Source organism: Rhodoferax potami (assembly GCF_032193805.1).
GTDB lineage: Bacteria > Pseudomonadota > Gammaproteobacteria > Burkholderiales > Burkholderiaceae_C > Allorhodoferax > Allorhodoferax potami_A.
Genome location: NZ_JAVBIK010000001.1, coordinates 1,252,876 through 1,278,503 on the forward strand (window position 1 = coordinate 1,252,876; position 25,628 = coordinate 1,278,503).

A 25,628-nucleotide genomic window follows, 5' to 3' on the forward strand; every position below is an offset into this window, starting at 1 on the left:
CACTGCAACAAGGAAAGAGAACACTATGAACGCCACATGGGTTGAAGAAGACACCATCGCCGACGCGGAAGCCGCAGAAGCCACCGCCAACCGCAACAAAGAACTCAAGATCGAGCGCGAAACCCACAAGCTCGAGAAGCGCCTGTGCCGCCAGGTGGGCCAAGCCATCATCGACTTCAACATGATCGAAGAAGGCGACCGCGTCATGGTCTGCATGTCCGGCGGCAAAGACAGCTACGGCATGCTCGATATCCTGCTCAAGATGCAGCAGCGCGCACCGATCAACTTCGAGATCGTGGCGGTCAACCTCGACCAGAAGCAGCCCGGCTTTCCTGAACACATCCTGCCCGAGTACCTGGCTAAGCTGGGAGTGGAATTCCACATCGAGACGCAGGACACCTACTCCATCGTCAAACGCAACATCCCCGAAGGCAAGACCATGTGCAGCCTGTGCAGCCGTCTGCGCCGGGGCATTTTGTACAACGTGGCACGCAAGCTCAAGTGCAACAAACTCGCGCTGGGCCACCACCGCGACGACATGTTGCAGACCTTTTTCCTGAACATGTTCTTCGGTGGCAAGCTCAAGGGTATGCCGCCCAAGCTCACCAGCGACAACGGCGAATTCGTAGTGATCCGCCCGCTGGCTTATGTGGCCGAGAAAGACCTGATCCGCTGGGCGGCGCACCGCGAGTTCCCGATCATCCCTTGCTCGCTGTGCGGCAGCCAGACCAACCTGCAACGGGTGCAGATCGGCAACATGCTGCGCGACTGGGAAAAGCAATACCCCGGCCGTGCCGAGACCATGTTCACCGCGCTGCAAAACGTGGTTCCTTCGCACCTGATGGACCACACCAAGCACGACTTCAAAAATATCCGCCCCACCGGCATTGCGGACGAGAATGGCGACAAGGCCTTTGACGCTGAAGACCTGCCCGCTCCAACCCTGCCCGGCTTGTCGGGCTTGCCCGGAATGCAAGTGGTCAGCCTGTAAGACACGGCCACAAGCCCCATTGGGAGACTGCTGATGCTTTCGAACCTCCGAACCTGGCGCCTACTGGCCCTCGTGGTCTTGGCAACTGCACTCACAGGCTGCTCTTTGCCGCGCATGATCGACAGCGATGTGCAGAGCTTTGCCGGCGCCAGCGCACCCGTCAGCCCGGCTGACTTCCGGTTTGAGCGCCTGCCCTCCCAACAAAACAGCAGCGCCCAAGACACCGTAGAAAACCTGACCCAGGAAGCCCTGGAGCGGGTGGGCGTGATGCGCAATGACGCCTCGGGCCGCTACTTGGTGATGGTCGGGCTGGGGGTGGACAACATCCGCAACCCGCACTACCGGCCGCCACGTTCGCGGTTCATCCGGGGCGCAGATGGACGGCTCTACGAAGACCGGCCCCTCACGCCTGACATCGAGGTGCCTTGGTATCGCCATCGGGTGCACTTGACCCTGCGCGACAGCACGACCAGCCAGGTAGCCTATGAGACCACGGCCGTTTTTGACGGCCCGTGGCGCGATACCCTGAACCTGCTGCCCCCCATGCTGGAAGCCGCGCTCAAAGACTACCCCATGCCGGTGCAGCGCAAAGTCGTGGTGGAGTTACCGGCCGCGAACAAAGAGAACCCTTAATGCCGGTCACCCGCATCATCGCCGTGCGCCACGGTGAAACCGCCTGGAATGTGGACACCCGCATCCAAGGCCAGCTCGACATAGGCCTGAACGACCGTGGCCTGTGGCAAGCCGAGCGCGTGGGCAAGGCATTGGCTGAGGAATCCATCGACCGGATCTACAGCAGCGACCTGCAGCGCGCCCACACCACGGCCCAAGCCATTGCCCGACACGCAGCCAACCCGACAGCGCACGAGGTGCAACTGCACACCGGCTTGCGCGAGCGGAGCTTTGGCACCTTCGAGGGCGAGACTTGGGCGGACATTGCTGAAAAATGGCCCGATGAGTCCCGCCGCTGGAAGCAACGAGACCCCCACTTTGCCCCGCCCGGCGGCGAAACTCCGACCCAGTTGCTGGCCCGCGTGCAGGCCACCGTGGATGACATCGCGGCGCGCCACCCAGGCGAACACATCGTGCTGGTCGCCCATGGCGGCGTGATGGATATGCTCTACCGCCTTGCCACCCGGCAAGAGCTGCATGCCCCGCGCACCTGGCACTTGGGCAACGCGGCCATCAACCGGCTGCTGTGGACACCCGACGGACTGAACCTGGTCGGCTGGGGCGATGCACGCCACCTGGAAGACGACGTGCTGGACGAAACCACCGCCTGACGCTCCAGTAAAACCCGCCATGCTCCATTACGCGCTGCACGCAGGCTCCGTCCCGTGGCAAGACCAGTTGCTATACGCCGGCATCATCATCGCGGTCATCGCCGCGGTGTTTTTCGGCCTGTGGTGGCGCAAGCGCGCAGCACGCCCCCGCCAAGGCGACTTTGCAGCGCTGGTCCAGCAAGGCAATGTGGCCGAAGCCATAGCCGCGCAAGCCCAGAGCCCCTTAGCCGATGCAGCCGATGCCTGGCAGGAAACGCGCCACACCATGGACAACGTCAAGTCCGGCGTGGAGCGCTTTCTCGCGCTGATGTTTGCGCTGCTCTCCGGACTGCTGTGCGTGATCAGCGTGACAGCGGTGATCGGCTATGTGTGGGATTTTCCGGCGGTGGATTGGGCCCTTTTGGCCTTTTATGCGGCGCTGGGCGGTGTCACCGCTTGGTTCACCCGGGTGCAGTGGCGCGACTTCCGCGGACAAAAATAGACGTCCGCCCCCAGCGCGGCCTAGGGTTCCCCCGATCAGCACCAAGCGCTTGCTCGGCAAAAATGCCGCATGAGCAAAATCATCGTTTTCGCCACCCCGGTTTTTTTCCTCCTCATCGCTCTGGAGTTCGCGTGGAGCCGGCGTGCCAACGCCCGCGTTCCGGGCAGCCGGGCCTATCGCCTCAATGACGCGATCAACAGCATCAGCCTCGGCATCCTGAGCCAGGTGGCAGGGGTGCTGAGCAAGGTGCTCACGGTGGGCATCTATGCCGCGGTGTTCAATGCGGTTGCCTTGTACCCCGACCTCGCTTTCTGGAGCACCTGGTACGGCGTGGTGCTAGCGTTGGTGTTTTACGATTTTTGCTACTACTGGCTGCACCGCGCCGGCCATGTGGTGGCGCTGTTTTGGGCGGCCCATGTGGTGCACCACCAGAGCCAGCACTACAACCTCTCGACCGCACTGCGCCAGACCAGCAGCGGGGCATTGTTCGGCTGGGTGTTTTACCTGCCCATGGCCATAGCCGGGGTGCCACCGCTGATTTTCGGCATCGTGGCGCTCATCGACCTGCTTTATCAGTTCTGGGTGCACACCGAGCAGGTGGGAAAGCTGGGCTGGTTTGACCGGGTGTTCTGCTCGCCCAGCAACCACCGGGTGCACCACGCGGTGAACGACCCGTACATCGACAAAAACTACGGCGGCATCCTGATGGTGTGGGACCGTATGTTTGGCACCTTCCGGGAGGAAGATGAACCTTGCGTTTACGGCACCCGCGGTGCGCTCAATAGCTGGGACCCGGTGTGGGCCAATGCCGAGGTGTACTGGGGTCTGGCCAAAGATAGCTGGACCACCCGCCGCTGGGTCGACAAGCTGCGCATCTGGTTCATGCCACCGGGCTGGCAACCGGCAGACCTGGCCGCGGCCCACCCAAAACCCGCATTCCGCTTGGAACAGGTGCAGACGTTTAACCCGCCCTTAAGCACCCGCCAGCAGTGGTTCGCCAGTCTGCAGTTTTTGGGCTTACTGGGTGCTGTGGCGGCATTTTTGTGGGTGGCGGACAGCCTGAGCTTTATCGATGCTGCGCTCTATGCGGCGGGCCTGTTTGCCTCGGTTTGGGCGGTAGGCCGATTCATGCAACATGGCCTGAACACGCTGGAAGTGTTAGCCGTAGAAGCTGCGGCTTGGGCCAGCCTGAGTGCAATAGACCTGCTACCCGGCCACCTGCTGGCCAAACCACTGGTCATGACAATTGCTATTATTTTTGTAGCTACTCGTGCTTATTCTATGAGCGCTAGTGATCAAAAACACTTCAAATCGACTGTCTTGCTGCTTGCGGCGTTGGTATTTTCGCTGGCGGGTGATGTATTCCTGATGCTGCCCGGCGACTATTTCATCCCCGGGCTGGCGGCGTTTCTGGTGGCGCACGCCTTCTACATCGCCCTGTTCCGGCAGGATGCGCCGTGGTTTGCCAACCGCAGGGCGTTGCAAGGAGTGCTGGCAGTTGGCGCCGGGGTGTATGCCGTGCTGTGGAGCCACTTGCCTGATGCAGGCTTGCAGGTGGCCGTGGCAGCCTATATCGCCGTGATCTGTTTGATGACCTCACAGGCCTTGGGCCGGGCAAGCACATTGGGCGATGCAGCCGCTGATCGCGTGGCGCTGGGCGCCTGCATTTTCATGGCGAGCGACGCGCTAATCGCGATCAACAAATTCCTGATGCCGGTACCCTTGGCCTCGTTCTGGATTTTGGTGACTTACTTTGCAGCCCAGCTGCTCATCACCCGCAACAGCAAAGCCTGACGCAGTCGCTCAGCAGTGCGGCCGGCCGTAGTTTTGCATGCAAAGGTTGCGAATACGCTGTTGGTCAATCGCCAAGTTTCTTTGGGCATCCTGCTGCGCTTGGTACTTGGCATTTCTCTCGGCCGACTCTTTACGCTGGGCCTCTGATCGCTCGAGATAGGCCCGTTGATTCTGCTGCGACATGGCCAGAGAGTTTTGGTACTCAGCGTTCCTGGAGGAAACCAGGCTTTCACGGCGAAGTTTTTCTTCGCTGGCTTTGGCATCGGCATTCATTTTGGCCACCATCGCTTCGCGTTTGGCGACCTCAGCCAGTTTTGGCTGGGCTTCTTGTTCTTCGAGCTTGCGCCGTTCGAGCTCCATCATCGCGAGCTCACGCTTGCGCTCTTGGTTCTTGTTTTGCAGGTAAAAACCCGCTGAAAACAACACCGCGACCAACAAAGCACCGATCATGATCGGGCGCTGGTACCACGGGGTCTCTGGGACCTCCGCCACGTAGCGCATCGATAGGCTGGGTGTGGTCGAACTTGCCTGCAACTTCCGGTCATGGGCGGCCCGCATCTCCGGGTTCAAAAGGATCTTGGCAGCATCGCGAATCGACTGGAGCCGCTCCATGTCTTCGGGGTGATCGACCAGATGTTCTTTGGTGAACCTGGCTTGAGCCACTGTCAGCGCTTGCCGGATTTCCTCTGGATTCGCATCGCCGGGCAGGCCCAGCGTCAAATAGGCAGACTTCATTCTCTTCACTCCCTGTGGTCACCACGAACACCTAGGCTGCAGGTGAGCGATTGGCGCGGTTCTTTTCGTTCTCTGCCAAATATTTTACAAATCTTTACCGAGCGATCTGCCCTCGCGGAGCGCCTGACGAAAGAGAAGTCTGAATCACCCAGCGCCTTTGCAAAGCACCGGTGGATTAGTCGCCCAACAAGTCCACCACCGGCCCCGCAGGCGCGGTGACTCCGAGGTGGCGGTAGGCGGCCAGCGTGGCAATGCGGCCGCGCGGGGTGCGCTGCAAGTAACCCTGCTGGATCAGGTAGGGCTCGATGACGTCTTCAATGGTTTCGCGCTCTTCGCCAATGCTGGCGGCAATGTTGTCCAGCCCCACAGGGCCGCCGTCGAAGCGGTGAATCACCGCCTCCAGCAGCTTGCGGTCCATCAAGTCAAAACCTTGCGGGTCTACATCCAGCATGGCCAGCGCACGGTTGGCAATATCCAGGGTGATCTTACCGTCGCCCTTGACCTCGGCAAAGTCGCGCACGCGGCGCAGCAAGCGGTTGGCGATACGCGGCGTGCCGCGGGAGCGGCGGGCGATCTCGAAACCACCATCTTCGTCCATCGGCACACCCAAGAGGCCCGCACTGCGCTTGACGATGCGGGCCAGCTCTTCATTCGTATAAAACTCCAGCCGCGCCACGATGCCGAAGCGGTCGCGCAGCGGGTTGGTCAGCATGCCGGCACGGGTGGTAGCGCCCACCAGCGTGAAGGGCTGCAAATCGAGCTTGATGGAGCGGGCCGCCGGGCCTTCGCCGATCATGATGTCAATCTTGTAGTCCTCCAGCGCGGGGTACAAGATTTCTTCCACCACCGCAGAGAGGCGGTGAATTTCGTCGATGAAAAGAACGTCGTTCTTTTCCAGGTTGGTCAGCAGCGCGGCCAGGTCCTTGGGCTTTTCGAGCACCGGGCCGGAGGTCTGGCGTAGGTTCACGCCCAGCTCGTGGGCAATGATGTGGCTCAGAGTGGTTTTGCCCAAACCGGGCGGGCCGAACAGCAGCACGTGGTCCAGCGCCTCGTCGCGTTTTTTGGCAGCGCCGATAAAAATTTCCAGCTGCTCGCGCACCTTGGCCTGGCCCACATACTCGTCGAGCAGCTTGGGGCGCAGGGCGCGTTCGATGGCCTCTTCGCTGTTAGACACAGGCGCGGCCGACACTACGCGGGGCGCAGGCGGCGGGGGAACAGCAAAATCGTCGGTCTGAATGCTCACAGCAGCGGCCTATCCAAGCAAAAAAAACAAGATACCCAAACGGGGTGCCCACTATAGCGCGCGGCATGCCGGACTTAAGAGAACCGGACCGACTGCCGATACCCATCACAACACCACTGTGTCAGATGAGGCAAGGCGCAACCGCCAGCTCCTGTCAGTGTTTGAAAGGCCCACCCTTGATACCCCGCCCCCCCGAACGCTACCGACCACGCTTGCGACCAATGCGCTTGGTCGCACTCCTGGCAGCTGGCCTGTGCCTGGCGCCGGTGTGGGCCAACGATGCGAAGCCTGCCAAAAAGCCCGTGGTGGGTGAGATATCGGCCACTAGCGCCTCCAACCCCAAAGAGGTCGGCGACCAGCTGCGTGAAGCCTTGGGCAAAGACGTGATGGGCAAAAAGAAACTGCTGATCAACGTCTCCAAAGTGCCCGGAGCCGGCGGCTCGCCCTCCGGCCCGCCGCGCAACAAAGCGCCCAGCAAAAGCAGCGACGCCAGCGGCTCAGGCGGCCAAAACAGCCGCCAGTACATCGAGGCGCGCGCCGCGGCAATGGCGGGTACCAGCATTGGGCCAGCCTTGCCGGTGCTCGCTGCGCCTGCTGGCATGCCGGCTGCGCCGCCCATTTGGTCTTACGAGGGGGATAGCGGCCCGCAAGCTTGGGGGCAACTCCGCCCCGACTACCAGCTGTGTGCCAACGGCCAGCGCCAATCGCCCATCAACATTGAAGAGGGCAGCACTTTGCAGGGGCCGGCAGAACCCATCGAGTTCAGCGACCTTCCCAGCCAAGGCGTCGTCATCAACACCGGGCGCACCATCCGGGTCGATGTCGACGGGGTGAACTCGATGTTTGTGCGCGGCTCGCGCTATCGCTTGGTCCATGTGGACTTCCACAGCCCGTCCGAGATGGCGATCAACTACCGGCGCTTCTCGATGGTGGCCCACTTGCACCACCAGAATGAGCAGGGCCAGCTTGCCATCGTCGCGGTCTCTTTGGACCCCGGCGAACCCAACCCCTTGATTGAAAAAGTGTGGACCTACATGCCACTCGATGTAGGCGACCGTGTGGAAATGCCCAGGTCGACCTTGAATCTGAGCGAGCTGCTCCCGTCGGACACCCGGTATTTTCAGTACATGGGCTCACTGACGACACCGCCTTGCACTGAAGGGGTGCTGTGGCTCGTTTTAAAGCAGCCGGCAGCCCTCAGCGCGCAGCAACTGCGCCTATTCACCCAGCTCTATCCGCAAAATGCACGCCCCGTGCAGCGAACAAATGGCCGGCCTGTGCGTGAAGCGCAATAAGGTTGCGCGAAGCGCTTTGCTATTAAAAATATAGCTGCAAGCGCAATCAAAACCTGCGCTAGAAGCCTATTTGGCCAAAGACTTCAGCGCCAGCTTGATACCGTCGCTGACACCCACATCCTTGGGCAGGGCCTTGAGTGCGGCTGCCGCTTCTTTGTCGCTGTAACCCAAGGCCAGCAACGCCTGCAGGATGTCAGACTGCGCATCGCCCACGGCGCCCAAGGGCGCTCCAAGGTCTGCACCCAACTTGCCCTTGAGCTCCAACAGCAAGCGCTCGGCTGTCTTTTTGCCGATGCCCGGTACCTTGATCAGGCGACCGGCCTCTTGCAAGGTTACCGCCTGTGCCAAGTCGCCCACGTCCATGCCCGACAGCACCGACAAGGCCGTACGCGGCCCCACGCCGGAGATCTTGATCAATTCGCGGAAGGCCTCGCGCTCGGTGTTGGTGGCAAAACCGTAGAGGATTTGCGCATCTTCGCGCACCACAAAGTGGGTGAGCAGCGTGACCTTGTGGCCGTCGGCCGGCAGGTTGTAGAAGGTGCTCATGGGCACCTGCACCTCGTAGCCCACGCCGCCGCAGTCGATGATGACTTGCGGTGGATTTTTGTCGCTGACGATGCCTGTGAGTTTGCCGATCATGGTGCGGAGTCCGGGGTTCTGGGGTGGTGGATGGCCAGCGAGGCCACGGTTCGGATCAAATTGGGGACAATGCAGGGGTAGCGCTCGTGTGGCGCCCCTTCGCAGTCCCCTGCTTTGCCGGATTATCAGCTTGATTCTCAAACACATCTTCACCCCGCTGAACAACACGCGTCTCTCGCACCTGTGCGGCCCGACCGACGAACACCTGCGCACCATCGAGCGCGAGCTGGAGGTCAAAATTGCCCACCGGCATGAGCAGTTCAAGGTGGAAGGCGCCAAGGTCAAAGCCCAGCGCGCCATGGAGATGCTGCAGGCCTTGTACGAGATTCCGGCCAGGCCGATTGCCGCCTCCACCGTGCAGCTCATGCTCAGCGGCGATGGCGAGTTGGGTGCTGAAGGACCGACTTTATCCACCCGCCGTGCGGACCTCAAACCCCGCAGCCAGAACCAGGCGCTGTACCTGGACAACATTGCCGAGTTCGACATCACATTCGGCATCGGCCCTGCTGGTACCGGCAAGACCTATCTCGCCGTGGCTGCTGCGGTGGATGCGCTGCAGCGCAGCTCGGTGCAGCGCATTGTGCTGACCCGCCCCGCGGTGGAAGCCGGAGAGCGCCTGGGCTTTCTGCCCGGCGACCTGAACCAGAAGGTGGACCCCTATCTGCGCCCCCTGTACGACGCGCTCTACGACCTGATGGGCTACGACCAGGTGCACAAGGCCTTTGAGCGCCAGCAGCTGGAAATTGCACCTCTCGCTTTCATGCGCGGGCGTACGCTGAACAACGCGTTTGTCATCCTTGACGAGGCACAAAACACCACGCCCGAACAGATGAAGATGTTTTTGACACGCGTGGGCTTCGGCACCAAGACGGTGATCACCGGCGACCTGACCCAAATCGATTTGCCCAAGGCACAGATGAGTGGGCTGGTGGAAGCCGAGCGCGTGTTGCGCCGCACGCCGGGCATTGCCATCACCCGCCTTACCAGCTCCGACATCGTGCGCCACCCGCTGGTCGCCCGCATCGTGGATGCCTACGAGGCCGCACGGCTGGAAGACCTGCCACCGATAGCTATTCCAGACCCAGAGCCCGAACTCCCCCGCGTGGGCCTGCCCAAGACCCGCAGCCCACGTCGCGGCTAAACTTTTTTTCGATGACGAAACCCATGCTCCCAGAACTCAGCCTCTCCCTGCAATTCGGCAAGATCCAAGACGCAGAGAAACATCGCGACGCACTCAAGCGCCACAAAGTCATCCGCTGGATCCGCAACACCCTGGAGGTGGACGGCGAGATCACCGTGCGTATCGTGGACGCCGAAGAAGGCCAAACGCTGAACCGCGAATACCGCCAGAAGGACTACGCCACCAACGTACTGACCTTCGACTACACCCAGGAGCCCGTCACGGCCGACCTTGTGTTGTGCGCGCCGGTGATTGCCAAAGAAGCCAAAGAGCAAAAGAAAACGCTGGAAGCCCACTACGCCCACATGATCGTCCACGGCACCCTGCACGCGCAGGGCTGGGACCACGAACTGGACGAGGACGCGGAAGTGATGGAGCTGCGCGAGAGTGAAATCATGGCGCGGTTGGGGTTTAAGAACCCCTACTGAGCCCTGTTGGTGGTGCGCTCCGGAGCGGCTGCCTCGGGCGCTTTGCTCCGTGTCCCCCGCGCTTCGCGCTCCTCCTTGACCTGCGCAAAACGCCCAAGGCAGCTACTCCTGCGGGTTATTCCTTGCGAGCGATAACCTGCGCTCCTCAATTAATCGGCGTAACGCGCACCTGTGAACTGAGCGCGCTTGCGCATGCGGCTGATCAGCAGCAAGCCCACAGCAGCCAGCACCACCAGCCCCACCATGCCGAAAGCCCAGATCACCCACAAGATCGGGGCTACCCAATCCAGCATGGGCGTGATCCACGGCATGACAGCGGCGAGCATTTCAACGGACCACACGATGGTTGCGCGCACCGCCTCGGCCGTGCCTGCGTCTGTCCAGAGTGCAATCCATGGGGGCAGCGGCCATTGGGCGATGGTCTGAAGCCCACCCTGCAAGTCCACACCTTGGCCAGCCACCCAATGGGCCAAGGCCGCCGAGAGGCCGATAAAGCCGGTCCACAACAGGGCGAGGAAGACTGTTCCGATAGCGAGTGCGATTTTCATGCGCAAATTATCAGGACCGCGCGTGAATTCGCCGCGACATGCCGCAGCATGAGCCCTCGCTTGCAGGGGCCTTCAATAGGAGGCGACGGTCCTGACTCTTGAATCTTTTCAGTCTCTAGCGCCCATGGAATATGCGCGAGCAGCTATCAAATCAGTAGCACCTAGACAGTAGGTGCCACCCGCATGGGAATCGTCACTGGCCCGTCGTTGAGCAGCTCCACCTGACGCGCAGGTATCTTTGTTGTCAACCGACGCACCGGTGCAATTCATCGACCATCGCATTTCGGTGTGTATAGCTGCGTGTCGGCCCAATTAAGGTTATCCACCGCCTTCGAAATATGGGTAACCAAAGTCTCCGCCGACCACTTCGGTTGTAGCGCATCCAAGTACAAGCAATGAATCAGATTTCGCGCCTCACGGAACTCTCTTCCGCCCCACTGTGGGGTCATCGGCTTTTTGCCCCACCAAGGAAAGTACGCGCGCTCAAAACTGTCGTACTCAATCCAAAACTCTGATCTGGCCTTGGGCGACAGCCGAGCCACTTTCTTTTGGTAGGTTGATATCCCTTCCACAGTCCTCCAACGATGGTCAGCCATCCTCTTGAAAAAAGCATCGTCGTACTCGCCATCCTTTTTCCCACTGGTCATGATCAGCCGCGCTGCGACTGCAAATGCATTGTGCTTTTCTTGCTTGCTGCCAATGCGAATTGACGACCAGTGGAGCGCCTGCTCATCAAATTGTTCGCTGTAAAAGGCAATCGCTTTTCTATCGAAGTTTCGATCAAAGAAATGAATAGCCTTGTCATTGACGACCCAGACTCCTTGGAGATGCGGGTCCGCAGCCATGTGGCCAGATGATTGCCCTACCAAGTTTTTGCTAATCCTCGCTACCCGTCTTTGAGAGGCCACATCAAAAATCAAAATCCCCACACCAGGTCCCTCCGCGTATTCACCCGGGTTACTCGTTCCGAACCAAAGTTTGCCGTCGAGATAGGTAGGTTCACTGAGCGCCATGCAATTCGGAATGCCGGTATCCACCGCCTTGCGATTGATCCGAAGTGCATGGGATTCTTGAAGCCCCTCTGCGCAATAGCCGGGCCGAACTGCTACCCGGCTATTGCCAATTTGCCAAACACGGAATTCAAAGCCACTACGTGCCCCACCCGTATCCTCGGCTAGCTCTTCAAGCTCACTTTTAAACGGGACAGCGTCCCACTCTTTCGACGAGATCGCTTCACTTTGAGGAGAACCAGCAAACAGCGACTCCTTGTTTACCCGTATGAGTTCATAGGTGTCAGACTTCAAATACAGATGCTGACCATCGACCCGAAGCTCCGAGACCATACCCCCGGCTGGGGAAGCACGTGGGGTGTGGATGGAAGAAATCTCAATGGACTCCGCGAGAAAGGCGACTCCCCAAAGCACTAGCCCGACAAAAATTTTGTTCATGCACAGTCCTTATGCTTAGTGCAAGTTGGGGCGTCCCACGAAACCACTGAATAGATGATCAGTGGCACTTACACAGCAGGCGCCACCCGCATCGGAATCGTCACCGGCCCGTCATTGACCAGTTCCACCTGCATGTCCGCCGCGAATATGCCGGTCTGCACGATCGGGTGCACTGTGCGGGCCTGGGCCACAAAGTAGTCGTACAAACGCCGCCCCTCATCGGGCGCAGCAGCCGCTTTGAAGCTAGGCCGGTTGCCGCCCGAGGTGTCTGCGGCCAGGGTGAATTGGCTCACGATGAGCAGGCCGCCGTGCTGGCCTGCGCCGTCCAAGTCTTGCACGCTGCGGTTCATCTTGCCGTCTGCATCACTGAAGATGCGCAGCTTGAGCAGCTTGGCCAGCAGCTTGTCGCCCTGGGCCTCGGTATCACCCTGCTCTGCGCACACCAGCACCAGCAAACCCTGGCCAATCTCGCCCACCGTTTGACCTGCCACACGAACACGGGCGCGGCTGACGCGCTGAATGACTGAAATCATAGTTTTTTGGGTTTCCAGCCGCCGTGGTGCCTACGCGAGCAGCTACAAAAAATATAGCAATCAGGCCAGGGTCACGCGGGCAAACTTGCGCTTGCCCACTTGCAGCACGTAGGTGCCCGCGCCGAGCTTCAAGCCCTTGTCGCTCACCACATTGCTGTCCACCCGCACACCGCCACCGTCAATCAGGCGGTTGCCTTCACCGCTGGAGGCGGCCAGGTTCGCAGACTTCAGCAGTGCGGCAATGCCCACCGCTGCGCCACCTTCGCCCAAGGGCAAGGTGATTTCGTCGATCTGGTCGGGGATGCCGCCCTTGCTGCGGTTCATAAAGTCCTGCTCTGCCGCGTCGGCCGCAGCAGCACTATGGAAGCGCGCCGTGATTTCTTTGGCCAGCGCCACCTTGGCATCTTTGGGGTTGCGGCCGGCTTCGACTTCGGCCTTGAGCGCGGCAATCTCTGCCTCGCTCTTGAAGCTCAGCAGCGTGTACCACTTCCACATCAGCACGTCGGAGATGGACAACACCTTGGCGAACATGGTGTTGGGCTCTTCGGAAATGCCGATGTAGTTGTTCTTGCTCTTGGACATCTTCTCCACGCCGTCCAGCCCTTCGAGCAGCGGCATGGTCAAGATGCACTGGGGCTCTTGGCCGTATTCGGCCTGCAGGGTGCGGCCCATGAGCAGGTTGAACTTCTGGTCGGTGCCACCCAGCTCCAAGTCGCTCACCAGCGCCACGGAGTCGTAGCCCTGCATCAGCGGGTAGAGGAATTCGTGCACCGCAATCGGGGTGCCTGCATGGAAGCGGTCGTGGAAGTCGTTGCGCTCCATCATGCGGGCCACGGTGTAGCGGCTGGCCAACTGGATCATGCCGCGCGCGCCCAGCGGGTCGCTCCATTCACTGTTGTAGCGAATCTCTGTTTTGGCGGGGTCCAGCACCAGGCTGGCCTGACGGTAGTAGGTCTCGGCGTTCACCTTGATCTGCTCGGCCGTCAGCGGCGGACGCGTGCTGTTGCGGCCGGACGGGTCGCCAATCATGCTGGTGAAGTCACCGATCAAAAAGATGACCGTGTGGCCCAGATCTTGCAGCTGGCGCATCTTGTTGAGCACCACGGTGTGGCCGATGTGGATGTCAGGCGCTGTAGGGTCCAGCCCCAGCTTGATGCGCAGCGGTTTGCCGGTGGCTTCCGACTTGGCGAGCTTTTTCACCCATTCGTCTTGCGGGAGCAGTTCTTCCACACCGCGCAGGGTGACCGCAAGGGCCTCGCGCACACGATCGCTTACAACTAATTGGGGGCTTAAGGCTTGATTCATAAGGGTTTTTCTTGTGGCCGAAACAGGCGCGGCGGCTATACTGCCGGCTCCTTTGCGCAACGCTTTCGTTGCCAGCGGCTGGATTTTAGTCGGGCCGCATCCCCCACACCGGAGTCTTTGATTTGAAGCATGGACTGAACCAGGCTGTTGAGTTGTGCGTGGCGCGTGCCACGGCCTTCATCCAGCTGTATCCCAAACAAATTACAGCCGCCATTGCTGCCCTGTTGATCGGCGGCACGGGCGCCACCTTCGCGGTCGCCACATTGGCACCTGATGCCTCCGATTTGCCGGTGCGCACCGTGGTCGAAGTGGTGCAAAGTGAATCGCTTGCAGCTTTTGGTAACGACATCAGCGATCAGGCTATGCGCTTGTATCGTTCTGAGACCACCCGCTCAAGTGACACTGCAGACACCCTGCTCAAGCGCTTGGGTGTGGTCGATCCGCAAGCCGCTGCATTTTTGCGCGCTGACAGCCAAAGCCAGTCTGCACTACTGGGCCGCGGTGGCCGCAACGTCACTGCCGAAGTCAACGCGCAACAAGGCCTGGAAAAGCTCAGCGCACGCTGGAGCCCGAACGACGACGGCACCTTCAAGCGCCTAACCATTGAAAAGACCGCTGGCGGCTTCCGAGCCCGTACAGAAACACTGCCCCTGGTGGCCAACACACGGCTCGCCAGCGGCGTCATTAACAGCTCCTTGTTTGCGGCGACCGACGACGCCCGCTTGCCTGACTCGGTGGCCACGCAAGTCGCTGAAATTTTTGCCGGTGACATCGACTTTCACCGGGCCCTGCGCAAGGGCGACCGCTTTTCCGTGATTTACGAAACCCTGGAAGGCGATGGCGAACCGCTGCGCGCAGGCCGGGTGCTGAGTGCCGAGTTTGTGAACGCAGGTAAGCCTTTCCAAGCCATGTGGTTCAAGGACCCCGTGGCAGCAGGCAAAGGCGCGTATTACACCTTGGGCGGCGAGAGCTTGCGCCGCGCTTTCTTGGCATCGCCCTTGGAGTTCTCGCGGGTCACCAGCGGCTTCAAAATGCGTTTCCACCCCATTTTGCAAACTTGGCGCGCGCACTTGGGTGTGGACTACGCCGCTGCAACGGGCACCCCGGTGCGGACTGTGGGCGATGGCGTGGTTGATTTTGCAGGTGTGCAAGGTGGCTTTGGCAATGTGGTGATGGTCAAACACCGCAACAACCAAACTACGGTGTATGCGCACCTGAGCCGTATCAACGTCAAGAAGGGCCAAACAGTGAGCCAAGGCCAGAACATCGGCGCGGTGGGTGCTACAGGCTGGGCTACAGGCCCGCACTTGCACTTTGAGTTCCGCGTCAATGGCGCCCACCAAGACCCACTGTCGATTGCACGCCAGAGCGAGTCCATCCCGGTATCGCCTGCTGCGAAGCCGGTCTTTGAGCAAGCCGCAGCGCAGGTGCGCAGCCAGCTCGCCAGCGCAGCGCAGATGCTGCCCGGCTCGGCTGAGTAAGCGCCTGCCCCTGTGTCGGAGTTATTCATCGGCCTGATGTCCGGCACGTCTTTGGACGGAGTGGATGGCGTTTTGGTGGATTTCGGGGGCGATGCCCCCAAGGTGCTGGCGCATGAGACTCTTGGCTTCCCCGACACATTGCGCGCAGATTTTCTGGCGCTGAACACCAGCGGTCCGGATGAAATTCACCGTGGTGCGCTCGCGGCCAATGGCCTCGCCCACCTCTATGCCAAGGTAGTTGACAGCCTGCTACACAGCACCGGACTGACGGCCAATGCAGTGCACGCCATCGGAGCGCACGGGCAGACGGTAAGACACCGCCCCGGCGAGTTTGACGGCGTGGGCTATACCACCCAGCTCAATCAGCCCGCACTTTTGGCAGAACTCTGTGGCATCAACGTAGTGGCGGATTTCCGTAGCCGTGACGTCGCCGCGGGCGGGCAAGGGGCCCCGCTGGTGCCACCGTTTCACCAGGCCTTTTTCAGCCCACGCGGCGAGCGATTGGCAGTGCTGAACATCGGCGGCATCTCCAATTTCACCCTGTTAAATGCCACTCCAGAGGCACCAGTGCTGGGCTTTGACTGTGGCCCAGGCAACGCGCTGATGGACGCGTGGTGCCATCGCCATACAGGGCAGCACTTTGACGCGGATGGCGCGTGGGCCGCATCGGGCACCGTGCTGCCAGAACTATTGAATCGGCTGTTGCAGGAGCCCTTCCTGCAAAAGAAGCCCCCCAAGAGTACCGGGCGCGATCTTTTCAACATCGCTTGGCTGGAGGGCCATTTGATTGCGTGGCGCGCCACGGGCGAGGACTCCACCCCCGCCGATATTCAAGCAACCCTGACGGAGTTCACAGCGCGCACCTGTGTTGATGCGTTAGAGCGCAATATGGCGGCGTGCCCTGTGGTCGCTGTGTGTGGCGGCGGGGCCTATAACGGCTCTCTCATGCGACGTTTGCAAGCGCTGTTGCCGGGATGCAAGGTGCAGAGCTCCGCGTCTCTCGGCCTGCCGCCACTGCAAGTGGAAGCGACAGCTTTCGCCTGGCTGGCGCGGCAAACCTCACTTCACCGACCATCCAGTTTGCCAAAAGTAACGGGCGCCCAAGGCGCCCGCATACTCGGTGCAATCTATCCGGCCTGAAGGTCAGGTCGAGAAAGACGAACCGCAGCCACAGGTGGTCGTGGCATTGGGGTTCTTGATGACGAACTGCGCGCCCTGCAAATCTTCTTTGTAGTCGATTTCTGCTCCTACCAAGTACTGGTAGCTCATGGCATCGATCAACAAGGACACGCCGTTTTTGGTCATGGTGGTGTCGTCTTCGTTCGTGATTTCGTCGAACGTGAATCCGTACTGGAAGCCGGAGCAACCGCCACCTTGCACAAACACGCGCAATTTCAAGTCAGGATTGCCTTCTTCGGCGATCAGGTCAGCCACTTTTGCCGCGGCGCTGTCGGTGAACAGGATCGGGGAAGGCATGTCAGTTTGGATGTTTTCAGCAACGGCGCTCATGGCGACTCCATTCAGATACGAGAATAAGACAAATAGTACAGGAATCCGCTCGGGAATTCTCTCACTGGTTATTTGCCGCTAGTTTCAATGTGGGTTTTTCTTCGCCAAGCAACATCGGACGCAGCTGGCCAGCGATCAAGGCGCCCTGGTGCATTTCCAAGGCTGCATATTCAATGTCACCCTCGATCCGGGCCTTGGGTTGCAGTTCCAACATGCGACGCGCATGGATGGGGCCTTTCACCGCGCCGTTGATGATGATGTGATCGGCCGTGATCGAACCGGTAATGCTCGCAGAGTCCGAGATCACGAGGATGCTCATGGCCGCCTCAGCAGCATGCACATTGCCAACGACAGTGCCATCAACCCGCAGGCCATCCGAAAAAGTCAGATTCCCTTGGATCTCAGTTCCGTCCGCGATCAGACTCTTGATGGGTGGCTGCTTATTTTTATTGAACATGGCATAGCTTTCGAAGACTTAAAGCTTGAGCGTCTGCGTTGCTCGAACCACAGACCCATCAAGAACACGCGCTGACACGCTTTTCACCACAGCCTGGGGGGAGCGGAAACTCTCCTTCCAGGCGCCCGTATTGCTTGACCTTGAGGGCGATAGCCCCTTCGGGTAGCGAAGCCGTCCAGGGCTTGCCGTTTGCCGTCCCCACCAGCGTTATTTCCAAACGACCTACAAACTCTTGGCTGTTCCGGCCGGCCTGCATGACCAACGCTTGCCATTTTAAGGTGCCCGGAGCGGTGAGCTCCGCTTGAAGACCCCGTATCGCAATGCCCTCAACCCCGCCCGCAGGAATCAGTTTCTCGAAAAACCCCAGATCGTCGCGCAAGGCCCGGTTGTCGGCCTCGAGTTGTTTCACTTGCGAGATGAGCTTTTCTTGAGACGCCTTTTCAGCGGTTACCAAGGTGTCCGCCGTATTGGCGACTGATTGCGCCTGATCTCGCTCCGCTTTCAGGGTCAACATTTCGGCTTGTAACGCAGCGGCTGTTGCGCGAAGCTGCACCAATTCATCTTTGGACCCCTTTTCGAGACCGGCAATATCCTTGCCAAACTCAAATGCCCATAGCCCGATGGCCGCGCAAAAACCCAACACAATCGCGAGCAAAGCCCAGCGGAAAGGCCACGGCATGGCGCTGCGCACGGCCATCCGGGGAGCGCTGATGGTGAGGCGGCGTCGAAGGAGTCGAAATCTCATGAGGGGCGAAGTCTAGCAGTCCACAGAAAAACAGCCGCCAGAGCTTGCACTCGGGCGGCTGTCGATGTGCAACCAGGGGTTGCAGCGTGATTAACGCTTGGAGAACTGCTTACGACGACGAGCGCCGTGGAAGCCGACCTTCTTACGTTCCACTTCACGCGCGTCACGAGTTACGAAGCCGGCTTGGCTCAGTGCGGGCTTGAGGCTCGCGTCGTAATCGATCAATGCACGTGTGATGCCGTGACGGGTAGCACCCGCTTGGCCGGACTCACCGCCGCCAGCGACGTTGACCATGATGTCAAACGTTTCAGCGTGGTTAGTCAGCATCAGGGGTTGCTTGCAAATCATGATGGAGGTTTGACGACCGAAGAAGTTTTCGATGTCTTTACCGTTCACAGTGATCTTGCCAGTGCCTTTTTTCAGGAAAACGCGGGCGACGCTGGATTTGCGACGGCCTGTTCCATTGTTCCATTCACCAATCATGAGAGCTCCTTACAGTTCCAACACTTTGGGTTGCTGGGCAGTGTGGGGATGCTCAGCACCACCGTACACCTTGAGCTTCTTGATCATGGCGTAGCCCAGGGGACCCTTGGGCAGCATGCCCTTGACGGCTTTTTCCAAAGCGCGACCGGGATGCTTGGACTGCATGTCACGGAAGTTAGTGGCTGTGATACCGCCGGGGTAACCGGAGTGGCGGTAGTACACCTTGTCCAGGGACTTGGTGCCAGTCACTTTGAGTTGGGCTGCGTTGATAACGACGATGAAATCACCGGTATCGACGTGAGGCGTGTAAATGGCCTTGTGTTTGCCGCGCAAACGGAGAGCAACTTCGCTGGCTACTCGTCCGAGGACCTTATCGGTCGCGTCAACCACAAACCACTCGTGCACGACCTCAGCGGGTTTTGCGCTGAATGTAGACATGAGTTTTCTCTTTAAAAAGAAGGTTTGGGAGGGCTCTTTTCCACGGTCGGCGTTCCTCTGTTGGGAATCTCTTAGGTGGGGAGTACGCTGTGCACTGCCGTGAGACGGTACCCAGAGTTGCTTCGCCGCGGAGCCGCAAAAAGCGCTGCGAAGCCCTCGATTATACAAAGCCCCCGCAAAAATCGCAAATCCATCCTCACGGGATCAGTTGCGGGACTTGTTCTGCTCTTCCCAATGCTTGCGATCTGCCACGCAAACGGCCAAGTTGTAAAACTCGGGCTTCTGGCATTCCCGGTAGACACACATGGTTCGCGAAAAGATCGATGCAGTCGCGCAGATGGCGGTGGGATCTTTCGCAGGAGAATCGCCCGCGGACAATGTTTCGGCACCACCCTGCCCAGTGGCGGCACCAGTTGGCGGTGGGCTCGACGGCTTCTCGGCCACTGCAGGTGACGTCGCAGCCCCCCCAGACTGTTTGGGAGCAGCGTTCGGCTTGGTGCGACCATTGGCAACCGTTCCACTCGCGGGTTTCGCAGGCGCAAGCGGCACAGCGGCAGGGTTTTGCGATGGCTGAACTTGTGATGGAGGTACAACCGGCGCAGCCTCTGTCACCAGAGGGCTTGGGGGCACGATGCTTTCCACCGGCGGTGTTGCCGCTGTGATTGGAGGTGTCGGCCGCATGGACCACACGAGGGCGCCAACAAGTACCACGCCCCCTGCAATCCAGAGCCAGGGCGACTTTGCGCGCGCCTTTCCTTGGGGGGCCTCAGCGCGGCGCTTTTTAGCCGGCGACTCTCCCTTGGGAGGCACCTTCACTGTTTTGGATTGATCGAACGTAGCAGGCTGAAACACCGTATCCGGAAAATGCGGGGCCGGCTGCGTCGTGAGCAACTCCGTGGTGACCGGCTGCGGATCATTACCGGTCTCGACCAAAGTCACCGAATCGCCCAGAAATTTTCGCCAGTCGAATCGCGCGAGATCGGGAGGCGACTTCATGCCGATTTCTTGAGTAAAGGCCTCCACACTTGCAGTTCGGTCACCAGGCTCAATCGCCAGCGCGTGCGAGATGGCGCGGACAAAGCCGTCAGAGTATTTCTGGTTGAAATGTGTCTCGGCCGTCTGGGCCACCTGCGAAAAAGCCGGCAAGCGGTCGCGCACTGCGCGGAACGTGGCCGGTAGAGGCGGCTCATTGCAGATGCAGCCGTGCATCACGGCCGCTACCGCATAGAGATCGGTCCACGGCCCCTCTTGCATGTCCCGGGCGTCGGCGTATTGCTCGATCGGCGCGTAATTCACCTTGAGGATGGCCGTGTGCTTTTGGCTGGTATCGAGAATGGCGCGTCGAGCAGCTCCCAAATCCAGCAGGACCGGAGGGCCGATGTTCTGCAGAAAAATGTTGTCGGGCGACACATCCCGGTGCAGCGTGCTGTTGTCGTGCAATACCTTGAGGCCAGCCAATACCGACCACAACACCGACTGCAGCCACTCCTGGGGCGGGGGGCCGCTCATCCTGCGACGGGCCTCCTTGAGGGTAATGCCCTCGTACAAGGGCATCGCCATATAGGCGGTATTGTTGGCTTCCCAGAAGCGATACACCTTCACCAAAGACGGGTGGTCAAAGCGGGCCAACAAGCGCGCCTCGGCAATAAAAGAACGCAAACCCGACTCAAAAGCCGCCGCGTCTGCCACCGACTTCACCGTGAGAGAGGACAGGTTGTCACGCCCTACCAGGCTGGTGGGCATGTACTCTTTGATCGCGACCGCACGGTGCAATGAATGGTCATAACCCCGGTAGACCATGCCAAAACCACCCACGCCCAGCAAGCCCTTGATCTCAAACTCGGCGAGACGGGTACCGTTTGCAAGGGCGTCCATATGCCCGGCCCCAGTGACCCGGACTGAAGCAGGCGGAGTGTGAATGTCAACCATGGCGTGAGATGAACTCTGTATTTTTTATGCCCGCAAAGGCCCTGTCAGGGCCCCTTTCCAAACTCGATGCACATGGCAACGCGGGTCGGTGGGTATCATAGGGGATGTTTAGTTATCGACACGCCTTCCACGCCGGCAACCACGCCGACGTGTTGAAACACACCACTTTGCTGGCAGTTTTGCGCCACATGACGCAAAAAGAGACCGCGCTCAACGTCTTTGACACCCATGCGGGAGCCGGGCTGTACAAACTCGATGGCGACTTTGCCAAGACCAGCGAAGAAGCCGCCGAGGGCTTCCTGAAACTGGTGGCCAGCAAGCCCGAGACGCCGTTTGCACCCGCATTGCAGGACTACATCGACATGGTGGCGAGCTTTAATTCCGGTAACACCTGGTCGGTTTACCCCGGCTCGCCGTTCATTATCCAAAGCCTGCTCAGCGGCCGCGACAAGCTCAAGATGTTTGAGTTGCACCCGACGGATACCAAAACGCTGATTGCCAACGTCGCCCAGCTCGAAGCCGGCCAGGCAAGTCACGGTGTTGCGCGAAGACGGGTTTGAGGGTCTCAAGAAATTTTTGCCCCCACCCTCGCGTCGTGCTTTGGTGCTGTGCGATCCGAGCTATGAGGTCAAAAACGACTACATGCGGGTGACGAGCATGGTGGCAGATTCCATGCTGCGTTTTGCGACCGGAACCTATGCGGTGTGGTACCCCATCATTCCGCGGCCAGAGGCCCATGACCTGCCGAAGAAACTCAAAACCATGGCCAACAAGGCCGGCAAATCATGGCTGCACGCGACGCTCACCGTCAAGTCGAGCAAGCTGACGACCGACGAGCAAGGCGAAGTAGTCCGCCCCGGATTGCCCGCAAGCGGCATGTTTTTGATCAACCCACCGCACACACTCAAGGCAGCTCTCAAGGACGCGCTGCCCCAAATGGTGAAGTTGCTCGGGCAGGACGCCAATGCGACGTCCACCCTCGACTCCGGCGGCTAAGTCGACAGTTACCTTAGGCGCTTAGGCCGAGGTTTTGACACAAAGCCAGAGTCGGGGCACTCTGGTTCATGGTGTAGAAATGGATGGAGGGTGCACCGCCTGCGCGGAGTTGCTCGCACAAATCGGTCACCACCTCCAAGCCAAACGCCTTGATGGATGCCACGTCATCCCCGTAGCTCTGCAGGCGCAAGCGAATCCAACGCGGAATTTCGGCGCCACAGGCATCCGAGAAACGCATCAGCTGGGTCGAGCTGGTAATCGGCATGATGCCCGGCACCACGGGCACCGTGACGCCCAAAGCATCCACCTCTTCCAGAAACCGGAAATAGGCATCAGAGTTGTAAAAATACTGGGTGATCGCGGAATTGGCACCTGCTTTGACCTTGGCAGCAAATGCCTGAAGGTCGCTGGCCGGTGATTTGGCCTGCGGATGCACTTCGGGGTAGGCCGCCACTTCAATGTGGAAATCGTCGCCGGTTTCGGCTCGGATAAAGGCCACCAAATCACTGGCGTATTGAAACTCACCGCCTGCGCCATAGCCGCTCGGCAAGTCGCCGCGCAAAGCGACCAGGCGCTTAACACCCATGGCCTTCAAGGTTGCCAATTGCACCCTCACAGTGGCTTTGGTCGCACCCACGCACGAAAAGTGGGAAGCCGCGCTCACCCCTTCCGACAAGATGTCGCGCACGGTGTTGAACGTTCCCTCTTGGGTCGAACCGCCCGCACCAAAAGTCACTGAGCAAAAATCGGGGGCCAAGCTGTACAGCTGTTGGCGCACCACGCGCAGCTTTTCGGCACCCTCAGGGGTTTTGGGCGGAAAGAATTCCAGACTCAGTGGAATCCGATGGCTTGTAAACATAGTGTTCTCCGTCTCAGCCCCCGCCTATTGCAGAGGCCGGATTCAACCCGCCTTGCGGGCGCAAATAAAGAATTCGCGGTTTCCGTCTCCGCCTTCGATGGCGGAGTCAAACCAATGGGTCACGGTGAGCCCGAGGTTGGCACAGGTCTCGCGCAAGCGCTGCTCCACGATCGGGTACATCTCGGGATCTTTGACGATCCCACCCTTGCCCACTTGACCGGGCTGCAGCTCGAACTGGGGTTTGACCAGCGTAAGCAACATGCCACCCTCTTTGAGCAACTCCACCGCAGCAGGCAACACCAGGGTCTGCGAAATAAAGGACAGATCAGCCACGAGCAAATCAAAGGGTGGAGCAAAATCAGGTGGCAGCTCTACCGGTTCTGGCTCGGCAGCCTCTGGCGCTGGAGCCGCGTCTTCGTCGTCGAAGTCGTCTTCATCGCCCCAGTCATCCACGCCGTTTGATTCTTCATCAAATTGGCCGCCTGCGCCGGTGCTATCTGCGTAAGCAGCTACCAAATCCATAGCAGACAGCGTGCGCGCGTTGACAGACTCGACACATAAAACGCGCGGGTCGCTGCGCAGCGAGGGATGCAACTGGGCGCTGCCCACATCCACACCCACGACCGATTGCGCACCGGCTTGCAGCAAGCAATCGGTGAAGCCACCGGTGCTTTGCCCCACATCCAAACAACGCAGTCCGGTAACAGACAGGCCGACTTGCTTCAGGGCCGCCTCGAGCTTGAGGCCACCGCGGGACACATAACGCGCTTCGGAATCATCGAGCAAACGGATCTTGGCGCCCTCGGGCACTTCATCGCCATTTTTGGCCACACGTTTCCAGACTTCACCCGAAAGCTCCATCTTCAGCCACTCCACGCCATCCGCAATCAGGCGCTGGGCCTGCGAGCGGGTGCTGGCCAGCCCACGCTGCACCAAAAGTTGATCAATTCGCATCGTTATCCAAAGTTATCAGCCCCTCAAAGCAAGAGACACCGCGGGACCGGCTTCGCCGGACCGCAGGTGTCGCCCCTCGAGGGGGAGGCGCCAAAGGCGCCTCGGGGGTGCTATTAGTAGCGGTAGGTGTCTTTCTTGTACGGACCGGCTTTGCTCACGCCGATGTACGACGCTTGCTCTTCTGTCAGTTCGGTCAACATGGCGCCGACTTTCTTCAGGTGCAAGCGTGCCACTTTTTCGTCCAGGTGCTTGGGCAAGACATAGACCTTGCCGGCCTTGTATTCCTTCGGCTTGGTGAACAGCTCGATCTGGGCGATCGTCTGGTTCGCAAAGCTGGAGGACATCACAAAGCTGGGGTGGCCAGTGCCGCAGCCCAGGTTCACCAAGCGGCCCTTGGCCAACAAGATGATGCGCTTGGAAGCCTTCTTGCCCTTGGCAGGGAAGATCACGTGGTCCACCTGGGGTTTGATCTCTTCCCACTTGCACTTGGACAGGGACGCCACGTCGATTTCGTTGTCAAAGTGACCGATGTTGCAGACGATGGCCTGATCCTTCATCGCATCCATGTGAGCGTACGTGATCACGTTCTTGTTGCCGGTGGTGGTCACGAAAATGTCGGCCTTGTCGGCAGCGTATTCCATGGTCACGACCTTGTAGCCTTCCATGGCGGCTTGCAGGGCATTGATCGGGTCGATTTCTGTCACCCACACTTGGGCGGACAAAGCACGCAGCGCCTGGGCAGAGCCCTTGCCCACGTCACCGTAGCCAGCGACCACAGCCACCTTGCCGGCGATCATTACGTCAGTCGCGCGTTTGATGCCGTCGACCAGGGATTCGCGGCAACCGTACAGGTTGTCGAACTTGCTCTTGGTCACCGAATCGTTCACGTTGATGGCCCGCAGGGCCAGAGTGCCCTTGGCGGACATTTCTTCCAGACGCATCACACCGGTGGTGGTTTCTTCGGTCACGCCGATGATGTTCTTCAGGCGGCGGCTGTACCAGGTGGGGTCCACCTTCAGCTTGGCCTTGATGGCGTTGAACAGACAGACTTCTTCTTCGCTACCGGGCTTGGCCAAAACCTTGATGTCTTTCTCGGCGCGGGCGCCCAGGTGCATCAACAAGGTGGCATCGCCGCCGTCGTCCAGAATCATGTTGGGGCCTTCAGCCGCAGTGCCCTTCTTGCCACCGAATTCAAAAATGCGGTGGGTGAAGTCCCAGTACTCGTCCAAAGTCTCGCCCTTGTGCGCGAACACGGGGGTGCCCTTGGCCACCAACGCTGCGGCTGCGTGGTCTTGGGTAGAGAAGATGTTGCACGAGGCCCAACGCACATCTGCGCCCAAGGCTTGCAGGGTTTCGACCAGCACGCCGGTTTGGATGGTCATGTGCAGGGATCCGGTGATACGCGCGCCCTTCAGAGGCTGGGCCTTGGCGAACTCTTCACGGATGGCCATCAGGCCGGGCATTTCGGTCTCGGCGATGGTCAGCTCTTTGCGGCCCCAATCGGCCAGGCTCAGGTCGGCGATCTTGAAGTCTTCTGCCTTCACGGGGGCAGCGACGGCTTTGGCGGGTTTAACCGTCTTTACCGCTTTGGGGGTCTTGGCGTTCTTAACCAGTTTCAATACAGCGCTCATGGTGTGCTCCAAACGTTGATTTGCATAGCCACTGGCGCACTCGGGAAGGGGATTTGACAAGCAACTCACCGCACGCGTTTCCAGTGGGTGAGCGCCGTTGTGAAGGCACGGTGCTGATTGCACCGTGTGTTCCGAGCCTCACTCGCGGTACCTACATGGGTACATGGCGGGCTGCAACGCTCCTCGGAATGTGCGCATTTTAACCATGCGCCGATGCCGCACCGCGCCGCTGGGGCAATGCCC

26 protein-coding genes, 1 pseudogene and 1 riboswitch are annotated in these 25,628 nt (G+C 59.8%); of the genes and pseudogenes, 11 read left to right on the forward strand and 16 right to left on the reverse strand.

The features are described from left to right. Positions 1-25 precede the first annotated feature (25 nt). The 5 genes from ttcA (at position 26) to RAE19_RS06020 (ending at position 4,549) form a co-directional block, all read left to right on the forward strand. Positions 26-991, forward strand: a complete 966-nt coding sequence (gene ttcA, locus RAE19_RS06000; RefSeq protein ID WP_313874059.1) for a tRNA 2-thiocytidine(32) synthetase TtcA — start codon at positions 26-28, stop codon at positions 989-991. A gap of 33 nt (positions 992-1,024) precedes the next feature. Beyond that, on the forward strand, positions 1,025-1,624 hold the full coding sequence (locus RAE19_RS06005; RefSeq protein WP_313874060.1) for a DUF4136 domain-containing protein: 600 nt from the start codon (positions 1,025-1,027) through the stop codon (positions 1,622-1,624). Beyond that, complete coding sequence (locus RAE19_RS06010) at positions 1,624-2,274, forward strand: histidine phosphatase family protein (protein WP_313874061.1); 651 nt, start codon at positions 1,624-1,626, stop codon at positions 2,272-2,274. The genes RAE19_RS06005 and RAE19_RS06010 overlap by 1 nt, the downstream gene beginning before the upstream one ends. A gap of 19 nt (positions 2,275-2,293) precedes the next feature. After that, positions 2,294-2,755 carry a hypothetical protein gene (locus RAE19_RS06015; RefSeq protein WP_313874062.1) on the forward strand — a complete coding sequence of 154 codons (462 nt, stop codon included), beginning with the start codon at positions 2,294-2,296 and terminating at the stop codon, positions 2,753-2,755. Positions 2,756-2,824: 69 nt separating this feature from the next. Then, a complete protein-coding gene (locus RAE19_RS06020) occupies positions 2,825-4,549 on the forward strand; it encodes a lysoplasmalogenase family protein (protein ID WP_313874063.1) in 1,725 nt (574 codons plus the stop codon). A 9-nt stretch (positions 4,550-4,558) separates the two neighbouring features. Here RAE19_RS06020 and RAE19_RS06025 read toward each other — a convergent pair whose 3' ends face one another. Both RAE19_RS06025 and ruvB read right to left on the reverse strand, forming a co-directional pair. Beyond that, the gene (locus RAE19_RS06025) at positions 4,559-5,284 is read right to left on the reverse strand and encodes a hypothetical protein (protein WP_313874064.1); all 726 of its coding nucleotides are present in this window, start codon (positions 5,282-5,284) and stop codon (positions 4,559-4,561) included. 175 nt (positions 5,285-5,459) lie between these two features. Further along, entirely contained in the window at positions 5,460-6,527 is a 1,068-nt protein-coding gene (ruvB, locus tag RAE19_RS06030) for a Holliday junction branch migration DNA helicase RuvB (RefSeq protein ID WP_138517040.1), read from the reverse strand. A 176-nt stretch (positions 6,528-6,703) separates the two neighbouring features. On the opposite strand from ruvB, the gene RAE19_RS06035 reads away from it, so the two are divergent. Further along, complete coding sequence (locus RAE19_RS06035) at positions 6,704-7,822, forward strand: carbonic anhydrase (protein ID WP_313874065.1); 1,119 nt, start codon at positions 6,704-6,706, stop codon at positions 7,820-7,822. Between the two features lie 66 nt (positions 7,823-7,888). On the opposite strand, the gene ruvA is transcribed toward RAE19_RS06035, so the two are convergent. Next, complete coding sequence (ruvA, locus tag RAE19_RS06040) at positions 7,889-8,461, reverse strand: Holliday junction branch migration protein RuvA (RefSeq protein ID WP_313874066.1); 573 nt, start codon at positions 8,459-8,461, stop codon at positions 7,889-7,891. Between the two features lie 130 nt (positions 8,462-8,591). On the opposite strand from ruvA, the gene RAE19_RS06045 reads away from it, so the two are divergent. Both RAE19_RS06045 and ybeY read left to right on the forward strand, forming a co-directional pair. Continuing rightward, positions 8,592-9,602: a PhoH family protein gene (locus tag RAE19_RS06045; protein ID WP_313874067.1), complete on the forward strand. Its 1,011-nt coding sequence runs from the start codon at positions 8,592-8,594 to the stop codon at positions 9,600-9,602. Positions 9,603-9,625: 23 nt separating this feature from the next. Next, the gene (ybeY, locus tag RAE19_RS06050; protein ID WP_313874068.1) at positions 9,626-10,069 is read left to right on the forward strand and encodes an rRNA maturation RNase YbeY; all 444 of its coding nucleotides are present in this window, start codon (positions 9,626-9,628) and stop codon (positions 10,067-10,069) included. Positions 10,070-10,218: 149 nt separating this feature from the next. Here ybeY and RAE19_RS06055 read toward each other — a convergent pair whose 3' ends face one another. The 4 genes from RAE19_RS06055 to tyrS all read right to left on the reverse strand — a co-directional run bounded on the left by RAE19_RS06055 (position 10,219) and on the right by tyrS (position 13,903). Then, positions 10,219-10,617 (reverse strand): hypothetical protein, encoded by a 399-nt coding sequence (locus RAE19_RS06055; RefSeq protein WP_313874069.1) that lies wholly within the window; start codon positions 10,615-10,617, stop codon positions 10,219-10,221. Positions 10,618-10,883: 266 nt separating this feature from the next. Next, positions 10,884-12,065 (reverse strand): hypothetical protein, encoded by a 1,182-nt coding sequence (locus tag RAE19_RS06060; RefSeq protein ID WP_313874070.1) that lies wholly within the window; start codon positions 12,063-12,065, stop codon positions 10,884-10,886. Positions 12,066-12,133: 68 nt separating this feature from the next. Further along, entirely contained in the window at positions 12,134-12,598 is a 465-nt protein-coding gene (gene dtd / locus RAE19_RS06065; protein ID WP_313874071.1) for a D-aminoacyl-tRNA deacylase, read from the reverse strand. Positions 12,599-12,658: 60 nt separating this feature from the next. Further along, positions 12,659-13,903, reverse strand: a complete 1,245-nt coding sequence (gene tyrS / locus RAE19_RS06070; RefSeq protein ID WP_313874072.1) for a tyrosine--tRNA ligase — start codon at positions 13,901-13,903, stop codon at positions 12,659-12,661. 122 nt (positions 13,904-14,025) lie between these two features. Here tyrS and RAE19_RS06075 point away from each other — a divergent pair, with 122 nt between their 5' ends. Further along, positions 14,026-15,384 carry a M23 family metallopeptidase gene (locus RAE19_RS06075; RefSeq protein ID WP_313874073.1) on the forward strand — a complete coding sequence of 453 codons (1,359 nt, stop codon included), beginning with the start codon at positions 14,026-14,028 and terminating at the stop codon, positions 15,382-15,384. Positions 15,385-15,396: 12 nt separating this feature from the next. Beyond that, on the forward strand, positions 15,397-16,524 hold the full coding sequence (locus RAE19_RS06080) for an anhydro-N-acetylmuramic acid kinase (protein ID WP_313874074.1): 1,128 nt from the start codon (positions 15,397-15,399) through the stop codon (positions 16,522-16,524). Positions 16,525-16,527: 3 nt separating this feature from the next. On the opposite strand, the gene erpA is transcribed toward RAE19_RS06080, so the two are convergent. The 6 genes from erpA to RAE19_RS06110 form a co-directional block, all read right to left on the reverse strand. After that, on the reverse strand, positions 16,528-16,893 hold the full coding sequence (gene erpA / locus RAE19_RS06085) for an iron-sulfur cluster insertion protein ErpA (protein WP_313874075.1): 366 nt from the start codon (positions 16,891-16,893) through the stop codon (positions 16,528-16,530). A gap of 61 nt (positions 16,894-16,954) precedes the next feature. Then, a complete protein-coding gene (locus RAE19_RS06090) occupies positions 16,955-17,350 on the reverse strand; it encodes a bactofilin family protein (RefSeq protein ID WP_313874076.1) in 396 nt (131 codons plus the stop codon). A 58-nt stretch (positions 17,351-17,408) separates the two neighbouring features. Next, positions 17,409-18,005 carry a DUF6776 family protein gene (locus RAE19_RS06095; RefSeq protein WP_313874077.1) on the reverse strand — a complete coding sequence of 199 codons (597 nt, stop codon included), beginning with the start codon at positions 18,003-18,005 and terminating at the stop codon, positions 17,409-17,411. A gap of 180 nt (positions 18,006-18,185) precedes the next feature. Beyond that, a complete protein-coding gene (gene rpsI, locus RAE19_RS06100; RefSeq protein ID WP_313874078.1) occupies positions 18,186-18,578 on the reverse strand; it encodes a 30S ribosomal protein S9 in 393 nt (130 codons plus the stop codon). 9 nt (positions 18,579-18,587) lie between these two features. Continuing rightward, positions 18,588-19,016 carry a 50S ribosomal protein L13 gene (gene rplM, locus RAE19_RS06105; RefSeq protein ID WP_087495115.1) on the reverse strand — a complete coding sequence of 143 codons (429 nt, stop codon included), beginning with the start codon at positions 19,014-19,016 and terminating at the stop codon, positions 18,588-18,590. A 204-nt stretch (positions 19,017-19,220) separates the two neighbouring features. Further along, positions 19,221-20,891, reverse strand: a complete 1,671-nt coding sequence (locus RAE19_RS06110; protein WP_313874079.1) for a serine/threonine protein kinase — start codon at positions 20,889-20,891, stop codon at positions 19,221-19,223. A gap of 158 nt (positions 20,892-21,049) precedes the next feature. Here RAE19_RS06110 and RAE19_RS06115 point away from each other — a divergent pair. Beyond that, positions 21,050-21,941 (forward strand): annotated as a pseudogene (locus RAE19_RS06115) (23S rRNA (adenine(2030)-N(6))-methyltransferase RlmJ). Positions 21,942-21,954: 13 nt separating this feature from the next. On the opposite strand, the gene metF reads toward RAE19_RS06115, so the two are convergent. The 3 genes from metF to ahcY form a co-directional block, all read right to left on the reverse strand. Further along, positions 21,955-22,800 (reverse strand): methylenetetrahydrofolate reductase [NAD(P)H], encoded by an 846-nt coding sequence (gene metF / locus RAE19_RS06120; protein ID WP_313874080.1) that lies wholly within the window; start codon positions 22,798-22,800, stop codon positions 21,955-21,957. Between the two features lie 42 nt (positions 22,801-22,842). Then, complete coding sequence (locus tag RAE19_RS06125) at positions 22,843-23,754, reverse strand: TlyA family RNA methyltransferase (RefSeq protein ID WP_313874081.1); 912 nt, start codon at positions 23,752-23,754, stop codon at positions 22,843-22,845. A 113-nt stretch (positions 23,755-23,867) separates the two neighbouring features. Further along, on the reverse strand, positions 23,868-25,385 hold the full coding sequence (gene ahcY / locus RAE19_RS06130) for an adenosylhomocysteinase (protein WP_313874082.1): 1,518 nt from the start codon (positions 25,383-25,385) through the stop codon (positions 23,868-23,870). Positions 25,386-25,467: 82 nt separating this feature from the next. Beyond that, positions 25,468-25,576: riboswitch (S-adenosyl-L-homocysteine riboswitch) on the reverse strand. Positions 25,577-25,628 lie beyond the last annotated feature (52 nt).

What these genes read in the sequence shown, in the direction of transcription:
- tyrS (WP_313874072.1), bottom strand. Translation starts at nt 13,903, where the DNA reads ATGAATCAAGCCTTAAGCCCCCAATTAGTTGTAAGCGATCGTGTGCGC.
- RAE19_RS06025 (WP_313874064.1), bottom strand. Translation starts at nt 5,284, where the DNA reads ATGAAGTCTGCCTATTTGACGCTGGGCCTGCCCGGCGATGCGAATCCA.
- rplM (WP_087495115.1), bottom strand. Translation starts at nt 19,016, where the DNA reads ATGTCTACATTCAGCGCAAAACCCGCTGAGGTCGTGCACGAGTGGTTT.
- RAE19_RS06010 (WP_313874061.1), top strand. Translation starts at nt 1,624, where the DNA reads ATGCCGGTCACCCGCATCATCGCCGTGCGCCACGGTGAAACCGCCTGG.
- ahcY (WP_313874082.1), bottom strand. Translation starts at nt 25,385, where the DNA reads ATGAGCGCTGTATTGAAACTGGTTAAGAACGCCAAGACCCCCAAAGCG.
- metF (WP_313874080.1), bottom strand. Translation starts at nt 22,800, where the DNA reads ATGTTTACAAGCCATCGGATTCCACTGAGTCTGGAATTCTTTCCGCCC.
- ybeY (WP_313874068.1), top strand. Translation starts at nt 9,626, where the DNA reads ATGCTCCCAGAACTCAGCCTCTCCCTGCAATTCGGCAAGATCCAAGAC.
- RAE19_RS06110 (WP_313874079.1), bottom strand. Translation starts at nt 20,891, where the DNA reads ATGGACGCCCTTGCAAACGGTACCCGTCTCGCCGAGTTTGAGATCAAG.
- ttcA (WP_313874059.1), top strand. Translation starts at nt 26, where the DNA reads ATGAACGCCACATGGGTTGAAGAAGACACCATCGCCGACGCGGAAGCC.
- RAE19_RS06090 (WP_313874076.1), bottom strand. Translation starts at nt 17,350, where the DNA reads ATGTTCAATAAAAATAAGCAGCCACCCATCAAGAGTCTGATCGCGGAC.
- rpsI (WP_313874078.1), bottom strand. Translation starts at nt 18,578, where the DNA reads ATGATTGGTGAATGGAACAATGGAACAGGCCGTCGCAAATCCAGCGTC.
- RAE19_RS06015 (WP_313874062.1), top strand. Translation starts at nt 2,294, where the DNA reads ATGCTCCATTACGCGCTGCACGCAGGCTCCGTCCCGTGGCAAGACCAG.
- RAE19_RS06125 (WP_313874081.1), bottom strand. Translation starts at nt 23,754, where the DNA reads ATGCGAATTGATCAACTTTTGGTGCAGCGTGGGCTGGCCAGCACCCGC.
- RAE19_RS06060 (WP_313874070.1), bottom strand. Translation starts at nt 12,065, where the DNA reads ATGAACAAAATTTTTGTCGGGCTAGTGCTTTGGGGAGTCGCCTTTCTC.
- erpA (WP_313874075.1), bottom strand. Translation starts at nt 16,893, where the DNA reads ATGAGCGCCGTTGCTGAAAACATCCAAACTGACATGCCTTCCCCGATC.
- RAE19_RS06005 (WP_313874060.1), top strand. Translation starts at nt 1,025, where the DNA reads ATGCTTTCGAACCTCCGAACCTGGCGCCTACTGGCCCTCGTGGTCTTG.
- ruvA (WP_313874066.1), bottom strand. Translation starts at nt 8,461, where the DNA reads ATGATCGGCAAACTCACAGGCATCGTCAGCGACAAAAATCCACCGCAA.
- RAE19_RS06055 (WP_313874069.1), bottom strand. Translation starts at nt 10,617, where the DNA reads ATGAAAATCGCACTCGCTATCGGAACAGTCTTCCTCGCCCTGTTGTGG.
- dtd (WP_313874071.1), bottom strand. Translation starts at nt 12,598, where the DNA reads ATGATTTCAGTCATTCAGCGCGTCAGCCGCGCCCGTGTTCGTGTGGCA.
- RAE19_RS06020 (WP_313874063.1), top strand. Translation starts at nt 2,825, where the DNA reads ATGAGCAAAATCATCGTTTTCGCCACCCCGGTTTTTTTCCTCCTCATC.